Genomic DNA, 10,277 nt, shown 5'->3' on the forward strand with positions numbered 1-10,277 from the left:
GTCACGTCAGCCTTGCTGAAGATCTGCTGGAAGTGCTGGTGAGTGACGGCGGCGAAGTGCGCACGGTCTTCCGGCGCCACGCCCAGTACCACGGCGTAAGTAGTCAGCGCTTCGCCCTGACCCTTGGCCATGTCTTCGGACAGCTCGTTCATCATGCCATTCATGGCAAACCAGGATTTGCCGCCATAGGTCAGCGACGCGTTGGTGGAGCAACCGTTGGTACCGGAAGTCATACCGAAGGTTGCGTTGCCGGAAGTGCCGTTGGTGGTGGATGCCAGGAAGTGAGCCGGGGTGCCACGCTGACCTTCGAACAGCATGTTGCCCCAACCGCAATCCGGGCCGCCTGGCGCCTGAGCCATGGCGTTGATGGATACAGCGGTGAAGAGAGTACCGAGAAGAATCCGTTTCATAGCTTTGTTCTCTTTATGTGCATACCAATGGACAAGGGGTCTGACGGCGTTCCGACGTCAGTTGGGCCGGTTATAAGTCCAGCCGCGCAGTTTGGAGTTTAGGCACGATCGCGCAGTTCCGTGATTTTTTGCAAAACATTCGTTGAAAACAGTGATTTGACGCAAGCTCATCGGGGCGCAGCGACTTGTCTATGCTTTGGCCGCAGGCGCTCCTTGCCAGTCAGGCACAGGCAGCGCCAGAATGCCGCTATCTGCCCCGCCTGATGTAAGGAAGCCCGATGCCTGATCCTGTTGCTGCCAGCTTGCGTCTAGCGCCCGAAGCGCTGACCCGTCCGTTTTCCGCTGAACAGTTCAGCTTCTCTACCACCAATGATCTGGAGCCCTTTCGCGGTGTGCTTGGCCAGGAACGTGCGGTCGAAGCCTTGCAGTTCGGTGTGGCCATGCCACGCCCCGGTTACAACGTGTTCGTCATGGGCGAGCCCGGCACCGGCCGGTTCTCCTTCGTCAAACGCTACCTGAAAGCCGAAGGCAAGCGCCTGCAGACCCCGGCGGACTGGGTCTACGTCAATAATTTCGATGAGCCGCGCGAGCCGCGTGCCCTGGAACTGCCGTCGGGCACCGCCGGTGCCTTCATGGGGGATATCAACGGCTTGATCGATAACCTGCTGGCGACTTTTCCAGCGGTGTTCGAACACCCGTCCTACCAGCAGAAAAAAAGCGCCATCGACCGCGCCTTCAACCAGCGCTATGACAAGGCGCTGGACGTGATCGAGCGCCTGGCCCTGGAAAAGGAAGTCGCGCTGTACCGCGATGCCAGCAACATCGCCTTCACACCGATGAGCGAAGGCAAGGCGTTGGACGAAGCGGAGTTCGCGCAGTTGCCGGAAGCCGAACGCGATCGATTCCACGACGACATCTCGGCTTTGGAGGAGCGCTTGAACGAAGAGCTCGCCAGCCTGCCGCAATGGAAGCGTGAATCGAGCAATCAACTGCGCCACCTCAACGAAGAAACCATCACCCTGGCCCTGCAGCCGCTGCTGTCGCCGTTGTCGGAGAAGTACGCCGAGAACGCCGCCGTGTGCGGGTATTTGCAAGCGATGCAGGTGTATCTGCTCAAGACCGTGGTCGAGCAATTGGTAGACGACAGCAAGACCGACGCCGTCGCCCGCAAATTGCTCGAGGAACAATACGCACCGAGCCTGGTGGTCGGCCATTCGGCCAGTGGCGGCGCGCCCGTGGTGTTTGAACCGCACCCGACCTACGAAAACCTGTTCGGCCGCATTGAATACAGCACCGATCAGGGCGCGCTGTACACCACCTATCGGCAATTACGCCCGGGTGCACTGCATCGCGCCAATGGCGGTTTCCTGATTCTCGAAGCGGAAAAAATGCTCAGCGAGCCTTTCGTGTGGGATGCGCTGAAGCGAGCCCTGCAATCGCGCAAGCTGAAAATGGAATCGCCGCTGGGCGAGATGGGCCGTTTCGCCACTGTCACGCTGAACCCGCAGCACATTCCTTTGCAGGTCAAAGTCGTCATCATTGGTGCCCGTTCGCTGTATTACACGCTGCAGGACCTCGATCCGGACTTCCAGGAAATGTTCCGCGTGCTGGTGGACTTCGACGAAGACATCCCGATGGTCGACGAGAGCCTGGAACAGTTCGCCCAGTTGCTCAAAACCCGCACTTCCGAGGAAGGCATGGCGCCGCTGACCGCCGATGCGGTGGCGCGCCTGGCGACCTACAGTGCGCGTCTGGCCGAGCATCAAGGGCGCTTGTCGGCGCGTATCGGTGATTTGTTCCAATTGGTCAGCGAGGCGGATTTCATTCGCCATCTGGCCGGCGATGAAATGACCGACGCCGGGCACATCGAACGTGCGCTCAAAGCCAAGGCTACCCGCACCGGGCGCGTGTCGGCGCGGATTCTCGATGACATGCTGGCGGGGATCATCCTGATCGATACCGATGGCGCGGCTGTCGGCAAGTGCAACGGCTTGACGGTGCTGGAGGTCGGCGATTCGGCCTTCGGCGTGCCGGCGCGGATTTCCGCCACGGTGTACCCGGGGGGCAGCGGCATCGTCGACATCGAGCGCGAGGTCAACCTCGGCCAGCCCATTCACTCCAAAGGCGTGATGATCCTCACCGGATACCTGGGCAGCCGTTACGCCCAGGAATTCCCGTTGGCCATTTCCGCCAGTATCGCCCTTGAGCAGTCCTACGGTTATGTGGATGGCGACAGCGCTTCACTCGGTGAGGCATGCACACTGATTTCGGCCTTGTCGAAAACTCCGCTCAAGCAGTGCTTTGCGATTACCGGTTCGATCAACCAGTTCGGTGAAGTACAGGCAGTGGGAGGGGTCAACGAGAAGATCGAAGGCTTCTTCCGTCTGTGCGAAGCCCGCGGGTTGACGGGCGAGCAGGGGGCGATCATTCCCCAGGCCAACGTCGCCACGCTGATGCTGGATGAAAAAGTGCTGGCGGCGGTGCGCGCCGGGCAATTCCACGTTTATGCGGTACGCCAGGCCGATGAGGCGTTGAGCCTGCTGGTGGGTGAGCCTGCGGGTGAGCCGGACGAGAATGGCGAATTCCCTGAAGGCAGCGTCAATGCGCGGGTGGTGGAGCGCTTGCGGGTCATCGCGGAGATGATCAACGAGGACGACCTGAAGGAAGCCGAGAAGGAAATGGCGATCGAGGCGTTGGTGGAGGCCAAACCGGCTTGATGCAAGCCTGAACTTCGCACCGATCCACTGTAGGAGCGAGCCTGCTCGCGAAAGCGGACTGACATTCAGCATTATGTTGTTTGGCACACCGCCATCGCGAGCAGGCTCGCTTCTGCATTTTTACACGGTGTATTCAACAAAAAAACGCCATCACTCTGGCGTCAATATTCACACTATGACCATTCGGCGCCTTCTGGTGTCGATTGGTCTGCAACTCGTTCTTTTCTTCTATTCTCTGCTCAAGGACAAGGACAGTAATCACTGGATCGAAACAGCCTTTCCCATGAGGGCTGAATACCGGATCGACCGAGGGTCGCCGCCATGTCGCGCAACCTCTGCCTCACTCGTCAATGCCTGGGTCTCGTGACCCGTATCGAATGCGCCATCAAGCCGCTGGCCGGGGATACGGGGATGTGGACCTTGCTCTTCGCCGCCGGAATGGCTGGCGAGCAACCTTCAGCCATCAAAGCCCAAGGCCCGTTCCATGGCCCCTTTGCGGCTGAAACCATCCTCGACACCATTGTTGAAAGCCTGACACTGCACGGCTATGAGCTGGCCGATGATCCGCAAATCTGGTGCCTGCATCTGCAAGCCCAGCTGCGGGAAATCAATGGCGGCCGCTGCCGTAACGTGGGTGGCTTCGAATTTCGTCCCGAACACTGACTTCTGCTATTCGGGCAGTTTGCTCAAGTCGGCCTTGTCGAGTCTGACCTCGAAACCGTAGGGCACGGTGGCGAGGTCAGTTCGTTGATAGGTCTCCAGGCGTGTGGGCTGCCCATAGAAGTAATGCACGGCAAACAGCGCCGGCCCTTCTGCGCTCGCGAGATGATTGACCGCTAGAATTTCCTTGAGGTAATTGCCGCTCTCATCCTTGGTGAAAAAGCGCCAGTCCTGTTCGGGAAATTTCTTGAGATCCACCACTAGCGTGTTGCCTTTGAACTCCAGCCCCTTGGGCAATTGATGGGCATCGAAGGTCTTTTTGTCGATGGTCGCAAGAAACAACGGTATGGAGCCCACCACATAAGCCGGTGTTTCCGGGAACAGGTTCAGATCGTAGGTGATGCTGCCGCGTAATGGGTCGACCTGATAGGCCTGCGGTGGCAATTCAATGGGTTCATCCCGTTTGCCACGGCTGTCCTCGGTGAAGAAACTGACCGGGCTTTCACCGGGGTTGAATGACGACCCCAGCAACTCGTCATTGAAGCTTCTCAAGTGATTGAATTCGATTCGCGCGGCGCTGGGGTCTTCGACCGATTGGCTGATGCTCACGCCTTTTTTCAGTTGTTCCTCAGTCAGCGTTGCCCCCTTGAGCCATGTCGAGGCCTGGTCGTCATATACCACCACCGGCAGGTTCAGCGGTTGGATGGCCTTGTCCGTGGTGCTGCGGTCGAAACGGCGTACCGGCAGGTTCAAGTCCTTGCGGGTCACCGTGGCGCTCGAGAAGTCCAGCAGGCTGACTTCGAGGGTTTCGATGGGACCGTTGAAATACACTTTTGAATAACGGTGGGTTTGTTGTTTCTCGAAGTTGCGTTGCTCATCATCGAGTTGTTTTTCCAGCGCCTCGCTCCAGACCTTTTGTTGCTGCATCTTCGCCAGCTGCTTTTGGTAGAAGGCGATTTTTGTAGCGGTTTCGTTGATTGAGCCAGAGCGTGAGAGAAATTGCCCGGTGGCGTCCCGAGCCTGGACGATCAATGGGTTCAGCGGGGTTTCCCCGATCTCGGGGGCTTGTGGCGCACTGTTGCTGAACTCGACTTCGGCATAGTTGGTGCCCAGCTTGATCAAGGTGACGCTCAGGTTGTCATTGGTGCGGGTCTGGCTCTCGTCCTTTTTCGTCAGGTCGAAGCTATAGAGCCGGCGAGGTGCGATGACCTCCACCGTGCCTTGCAGGCTGACCGGCTGAGGCTGATTCTTGATGTCGACGTCGAGCCCGTCGATGAAGGGATAGGCCACCGTCAGGTCATCAGGGTTGGTCAGGTTTGAACTCGACGGACTCAACTGAATGCCGGGATCGGTTTCCGACCATTCCGGCTGAAAGGCTATCACCCGTTTATTGCTCAGGGTCACCGACTGCCATTGCAGCCCATGAGGGAAAATGAAGGCCGCCGGAATACTGAAATTGAAGGGGAATACCGGCTGCAGGTCGGTCAGGTAATCTGAACTGGAATCTTTATGCAGTACGAACAGGCCGTTGATGTAGGTATCGACCAGCGCTTGTGGCGTGGGGTAGTGCTTTAGCACGGCGAGGACGTCTTCGCCGTACTCGGTTTCCAATGGTTTGCTGTCGAGCTTGAGTTGCGCCCGTTCAAGCAACAGCAGCGAACCGCCGAGCTCGGCCACGGCATCCTTGAGTTTCGGATCCTCGATCGCATCCAGCGATTTTTCGAACTGCGCAGTCTTTTCCTCGAGGCTCACCTGGCGTTTCTCTTCGCTGGGCGAACAGCCGCTCAGCAGCACGGCCAGGCAGATTCCGGCACTCGTCAGGGGTAATCGCACATCCATTTCCAGTCTTCCTGTCCGATATCACGGCAATATCAATGATCTGGACACTAGCAGAAAACGTTGCCACACACCGCGCAGGTGGCAGATTCCCGGTGGTTTATGGCCGCTTCTGAGGAAGGGCAGGTGGCTGTTATACTCGCGTCCATTTTCAGACCACCTGTGAGATTCAATGGAACGCTTTATCGAAAACGCAATGTACGCATCCCGCTGGTTGCTGGCGCCGATCTACTTTGGCTTGTCCCTTGGGTTGTTGGCGCTGGCGCTTAAATTTTTCCAGGAAGTCTTCCACGTCATACCCAATGTATTTTCGATGGCCGAATCGGACCTGATTCTGGTTCTGCTGTCGTTGATCGACATGGCGCTGGTGGGCGGTTTGCTGGTGATGGTGATGATTTCCGGTTACGAAAACTTCGTCTCGCAACTGGACATCGACGACAGCAAGGAAAAGCTCAACTGGCTGGGTACCATGGACTCTTCGTCGCTGAAGATGAAAGTGGCCGCCTCCATCGTGGCCATTTCGTCCATCCACCTGCTGCGCATCTTCATGGACGCCAAAAATGTCGATCCCGAGCATTTGCAGTGGTACGTGATCATCCATATGACCTTCGTCGTGTCAGCGTTCGCCATGGGTTACCTGGATAAAGTGACCAAGCACTGATCACCTGTTGCTGATCGCTGTGCCGCCGCCCGTCTGTTGCAGAAACAGACGGGCGGCGTCGTTTTTGGCTTGTGCTTTGAGGTGCCGAGGCATATGCCTGTAGATGTCTTGGTTCGCCAATGCGTGAGGTGTGTTTCATGAACCTGCAAGAGTTGAATGCTTATGCCGTCGCCGGGAAGGTCGATGAGCTGAACCTGATCTCGCTGGAGGGAGGCATCTATTTGCTGGAGGCACGGATGCATGGCGCGGCGTATCCGTTGAGCGATACCCACGGCCACATGATGCACCTGCGATCAGTGGAGCACGCCCGTGATGTGCTGCGCTCCTTTCCCAAGCTGAACTTCAATCTGGTGCACACTCTGGTGCATGACGAGATGTGTGGGCTGGGTGGCATTGAAGAAAGTCTGAAAGTGCCGATCGAGCAGCGTTCACCGCATCAGGGCTGATGCCCCTGATCAACGCTATGGCAACTGTGCTAGTCTGCTGGCCCTTTTGGTTCCGGGCGCTCCGGGACGCGCTGTGCACGCACGGCAAGTTCCCGGGCCGTCCGCACAGCGGAGCAGTGTCATGTCCGAAGTAAATCTGTCCACCGACGAAACACGCGTCAGCTACGGTATCGGCCGTCAGTTGGGCGACCAACTGCGCGACAACCCGCCACCGGGCGTCAGCCTGGACGCGATCCTGGCCGGCCTGACCGACGCGTTTGCCGGTCTGCCTAGCCGTGTCGGCCAGGAAGAAATGTCCGCGAGCTTCAAGGTGATTCGCGAAATCATGCAAGCCGAAGCAGCAGCCAAGGCTGAAGCAGCCGCTGGCGAAGGCCTGGCCTTCCTGGCTGAAAACGCCAAGCGTGACGGCATCACCACCCTGGCTTCCGGCCTGCAGTTCGAAGTACTGACTGCCGGTGAAGGCGCCAAGCCATCCCGTGAAGACACCGTGCGTACTCACTACCACGGCACCCTGATCGACGGCACCGTGTTCGACAGCTCCTACGAGCGTGGCCAGCCTGCAGAATTCCCGGTTGGCGGCGTGATCGCTGGCTGGACCGAAGCCCTGCAACTGATGAATGCCGGCAGCAAATGGCGCCTGTACGTGCCGAGCGAACTGGCTTACGGCGCTCAAGGCGTTGGCAGCATTCCGCCGCACAGCGTTCTGGTGTTCGACGTCGAACTGCTCGACGTTCTGTAAGACTGCCCTGCCTGTAGGAGCCGGCTTGCTGGCGATTGCATCCCCACGGTTTCCAGCCTGGACCGTGGTGGCCGCATCGCCAGCAAGCCGGCTCCTACAGATTTTGTATGGCTCATACTTCTATCTTGTGATGCAGCTCATTTGTCGGGCGCAATGCTCGGGCATAGCAGAACAGAAACAGGTTGCGCACCACTTCCTTGAGCACCACAGGCTCGATTGAGCTCAAGCCGTTGAGGTCCAGGTCACCCTGATCCTGAAGTTCGTTCAACGCTTCCTCTTCCAGTACGGCACAGACTTCCCCGGTTTCCCGATGAAGGATCCTGAGGTAAGGGTGCGGGCGATCCAGCCAGGCATCGATCAAATAAGTCATGGGTTCTCATCTCCATTGATGGTTTCAATGAGAATAATTCCTATTCAATAAATAGCAAGGATCGATTAGAGGTTTGCGCTTTTTTCCGGGTAAAGATTGCGTAAGGTCAAAACGGCTGGCCTTTGGCTATTGCGTGAAATTGCTGGGCGGGACGGGAGAGGGCGAAGCACCATCCCACGCTTGGCGCGGGATGGAATACAGCAATATCAGACTTTTCTGACGAACTCGGATTTGAGTTTCATCGGGCCGATGCCGTCGATCTTGCAGTCGATGTCGTGATCGCCATCGCACAGGCGGATGTTCTTGACCTTGGTGCCGACCTTGACCACCAGGGACGTGCCTTTGACCTTGAGGTCCTTGATCACGGTAATGGTGTCGCCGTCCTGCAGGACGTTGCCGACCGAATCCTTTTTCACCGCGTCATCGGATGCCGCTTCGGCTTCGCCGGTGGCGGACCATTCGTGGGCGCACTCAGGGCAGATCAGCTGGGCGCCGTCTTCATAGGTGTATTCGGAATTGCATTTCGGGCAGGGTGGCAACGTGCTCACTAAGGCTCCTTGGATTCAGGATCGCTAAAAAGCGCACATTGTATAGGGTTTTAGGCAGGAGAGGGCGGGGACCTGTAGGAGCCGGCTTGCTGGCGATACATTCGCCTCGGTGTGTCAGGGAACACCGTGGTGATGCGATCGCCAGCAAGCCGGCTCCTACAAGGGGTGTATCAATGGGTGCGTGCGACCGCAAACTCGCTCAATTCAACCAATGCATCGCGATATTCGCTGGCTGGCAGCACTTCGAGGCATTTGATCGCTCGGGCCACATAATCGCGAGCCAGTTGTGCGGTGTATTCCAGCGAGCCCGAGGCTTCCACGGCTACGCGGATGCTCTCCAGGTCTTCGATGCCGCCTTTCTGGATCGCCTTGCGCACCAGGGCGGCCTGTTCCGGCGTGCCTTCGCGCATGGTGTAGATCAGCGGCAGGGTCGGCTTGCCTTCGGCCAGATCGTCACCGACGTTCTTGCCCAGGGTTTCGGCATCGCCTTTATAGTCGAGCAGGTCGTCGACCAGTTGGAAAGCCACGCCCAGGTGATCGCCGAACATGCGCAGTGCTTCGCTCTGCTCGGGCGTTGCGCCGGCCAGGGCGGCGGCGCTGTGGGTCGAGGCTTCGAAGAGCATCGCGGTTTTGCCGCGGATGACTTCCATGTAGGTTTCTTCGGTGGTGCTGGCGTCACGAACCTTCGACAGCTGCAACACTTCGCCTTCGGCGATGATGCGCGTGGCTTGCGAAAGGATCTTCATCACGGGCATGGAGCCCAGTTCGACCATCATTTCGAATGAACGCGAATACAGGAAGTCGCCAACCAGTACGCTGGGTGCATTGCCCCACATGGCGTTGGCGGTCGAGCGGCCTCGGCGCATGCCGGACATATCGACCACGTCGTCATGCAGCAAGGTAGCGGTGTGCAGGAATTCGATGGTGGCGGCCAGCAGTCGCAGGTCATCGCCTTCACGTCCCAGGGCCTTGCCAGACAGCAGCACCAATAAAGGACGCAGGCGCTTGCCGCCGGCCGAGGTAATGTAATCGCCGATTTTCGATACCAGCGGCACTCGGGAAGTCAGCTGCTTCTTGATGATGCCGTCGACGGCGCTAAAATCGTCCGCCACCGCGCGGTAGAAAGCTTGGGGTTGCATCAGCGACAGTCGCTCCAGAAGGGTTGCGCGGCATGCTAGGACCCACGTCCGGGCCTGTCAAGGCGCGATGGACGGCCTATTGCAAGGCGCTCGTGCCTTGCGTACAATCGCGCACCCTGAACTTCCTGGGCAGCACCTGCCTTACGCAATTGCAAGCGGGCCTTCCAGCCCCATGCAGCCATGCCAGCCAATACCTCTTCTTATAAAGAGCTGGGTGAGCAGGATTATCGGAGAAATACCATGTCTTATGCAGTAATCGTTACTGGCGGCAAGCAGTACAAAGTCGCCCCAGGTGAATACCTGAAGATCGAAAAACTGGAAATCGCTACCGGCGAATCCGTTACCTTTGATCGCGTTCTGTTGGTTGCCAACGGTGACGACGTGAATATCGGTGCTCCAGTTGTTGCTGGCGCTACCGTTGTGGCTGAAGTGATCTCCCAAGGTCGTCACGATAAAGTCCGCATCATCAAGTTCCGTCGTCGTAAGCACCACATGAAGCGTATGGGCCACCGCCAGTGGTACACCGAGATCAAAATCACCGGTATTCAGGCTTAATTTCAGCCTAATTCCTCACTAGGAGAATTGAACTCATGGCACACAAAAAAGCTGGTGGTAGTACCCGTAACGGTCGCGACTCAGAAGCCAAACGCCTTGGCGTGAAGATGTATGGCGGCCAGGCTATCAAAGCAGGCAACATCATCGTGCGTCAGCGCGGCACCCAATTCCACGCTGGCTACGGCGTTGGCATGGG

General features: G+C 58.0%; 11 protein-coding genes. 6 read left to right on the forward strand and 5 right to left on the reverse strand.

From position 1 onward, the window contains the following. A partial coding sequence (locus tag D8V06_RS29570) for a DUF3015 domain-containing protein (RefSeq protein ID WP_130932362.1) occupies positions 1 to 410 on the reverse strand: 410 nt, incomplete at its 3' end. Between the two features lie 278 nt (positions 411 to 688). Between D8V06_RS29570 and D8V06_RS29575 the strand changes: the two genes are divergently transcribed. Both D8V06_RS29575 and D8V06_RS29580 read left to right on the forward strand, forming a co-directional pair. Further along, positions 689 to 3,127, forward strand: coding sequence for an ATP-binding protein (locus tag D8V06_RS29575; protein ID WP_056855676.1), 2,439 nt, complete (start codon positions 689 to 691; stop codon positions 3,125 to 3,127). A gap of 321 nt (positions 3,128 to 3,448) precedes the next feature. Next, a complete protein-coding gene (locus D8V06_RS29580) occupies positions 3,449 to 3,790 on the forward strand; it encodes a hypothetical protein (protein WP_056855675.1) in 342 nt (113 codons plus the stop codon). A 6-nt stretch (positions 3,791 to 3,796) separates the two neighbouring features. Here the strand turns inward: D8V06_RS29580 and D8V06_RS29585 are convergent, their stop codons facing one another. Beyond that, the gene (locus D8V06_RS29585; protein WP_130932363.1) at positions 3,797 to 5,626 is read right to left on the reverse strand and encodes a hypothetical protein; all 1,830 of its coding nucleotides are present in this window, start codon (positions 5,624 to 5,626) and stop codon (positions 3,797 to 3,799) included. Between the two features lie 169 nt (positions 5,627 to 5,795). Here D8V06_RS29585 and D8V06_RS29590 point away from each other — a divergent pair, with 169 nt between their 5' ends. From D8V06_RS29590 to D8V06_RS29600, 3 genes are all read left to right on the forward strand, one after another. Further along, positions 5,796 to 6,284: a TIGR00645 family protein gene (locus tag D8V06_RS29590; RefSeq protein WP_007970904.1), complete on the forward strand. Its 489-nt coding sequence runs from the start codon at positions 5,796 to 5,798 to the stop codon at positions 6,282 to 6,284. Between the two features lie 137 nt (positions 6,285 to 6,421). Beyond that, positions 6,422 to 6,730, forward strand: a complete 309-nt coding sequence (locus tag D8V06_RS29595; RefSeq protein WP_056855673.1) for a DUF6482 family protein — start codon at positions 6,422 to 6,424, stop codon at positions 6,728 to 6,730. 121 nt (positions 6,731 to 6,851) lie between these two features. Beyond that, complete coding sequence (locus tag D8V06_RS29600) at positions 6,852 to 7,469, forward strand: FKBP-type peptidyl-prolyl cis-trans isomerase (protein WP_056855672.1); 618 nt, start codon at positions 6,852 to 6,854, stop codon at positions 7,467 to 7,469. Positions 7,470 to 7,581: 112 nt separating this feature from the next. Here D8V06_RS29600 and D8V06_RS29605 read toward each other — a convergent pair whose 3' ends face one another. The 3 genes from D8V06_RS29605 to D8V06_RS29620 form a co-directional block, all read right to left on the reverse strand. Beyond that, positions 7,582 to 7,839, reverse strand: coding sequence for a hypothetical protein (locus D8V06_RS29605; protein WP_130907851.1), 258 nt, complete (start codon positions 7,837 to 7,839; stop codon positions 7,582 to 7,584). Between the two features lie 206 nt (positions 7,840 to 8,045). After that, entirely contained in the window at positions 8,046 to 8,387 is a 342-nt protein-coding gene (locus D8V06_RS29610) for a zinc ribbon domain-containing protein YjdM (RefSeq protein WP_028624609.1), read from the reverse strand. A 170-nt stretch (positions 8,388 to 8,557) separates the two neighbouring features. Further along, positions 8,558 to 9,526 (reverse strand): polyprenyl synthetase family protein, encoded by a 969-nt coding sequence (locus tag D8V06_RS29620; RefSeq protein WP_130932365.1) that lies wholly within the window; start codon positions 9,524 to 9,526, stop codon positions 8,558 to 8,560. 240 nt (positions 9,527 to 9,766) lie between these two features. On the opposite strand from D8V06_RS29620, the gene rplU reads away from it, so the two are divergent. Beyond that, entirely contained in the window at positions 9,767 to 10,081 is a 315-nt protein-coding gene (gene rplU / locus D8V06_RS29625; RefSeq protein WP_003176051.1) for a 50S ribosomal protein L21, read from the forward strand. Positions 10,082 to 10,277: the final 196 nt, after the last annotated feature.

Source organism: Pseudomonas sp. Sample_24 (assembly GCF_004307605.1).
In the GTDB taxonomy this organism is placed as follows: Bacteria; Pseudomonadota; Gammaproteobacteria; order Pseudomonadales; family Pseudomonadaceae; genus Aquipseudomonas.

Coding starts and splice junctions, on each gene's coding strand:
- D8V06_RS29605 (WP_130907851.1), bottom strand. CDS start 7,839: ATGACTTATTTGATCGATGCCTGGCTGGATCGCCCGCACCCTTACCTC.
- D8V06_RS29575 (WP_056855676.1), top strand. CDS start 689: ATGCCTGATCCTGTTGCTGCCAGCTTGCGTCTAGCGCCCGAAGCGCTG.
- rplU (WP_003176051.1), top strand. CDS start 9,767: ATGTCTTATGCAGTAATCGTTACTGGCGGCAAGCAGTACAAAGTCGCC.
- D8V06_RS29590 (WP_007970904.1), top strand. CDS start 5,796: ATGGAACGCTTTATCGAAAACGCAATGTACGCATCCCGCTGGTTGCTG.
- D8V06_RS29600 (WP_056855672.1), top strand. CDS start 6,852: ATGTCCGAAGTAAATCTGTCCACCGACGAAACACGCGTCAGCTACGGT.
- D8V06_RS29595 (WP_056855673.1), top strand. CDS start 6,422: ATGAACCTGCAAGAGTTGAATGCTTATGCCGTCGCCGGGAAGGTCGAT.
- D8V06_RS29585 (WP_130932363.1), bottom strand. CDS start 5,626: ATGGATGTGCGATTACCCCTGACGAGTGCCGGAATCTGCCTGGCCGTG.
- D8V06_RS29580 (WP_056855675.1), top strand. CDS start 3,449: ATGTCGCGCAACCTCTGCCTCACTCGTCAATGCCTGGGTCTCGTGACC.
- D8V06_RS29620 (WP_130932365.1), bottom strand. CDS start 9,526: ATGCAACCCCAAGCTTTCTACCGCGCGGTGGCGGACGATTTTAGCGCC.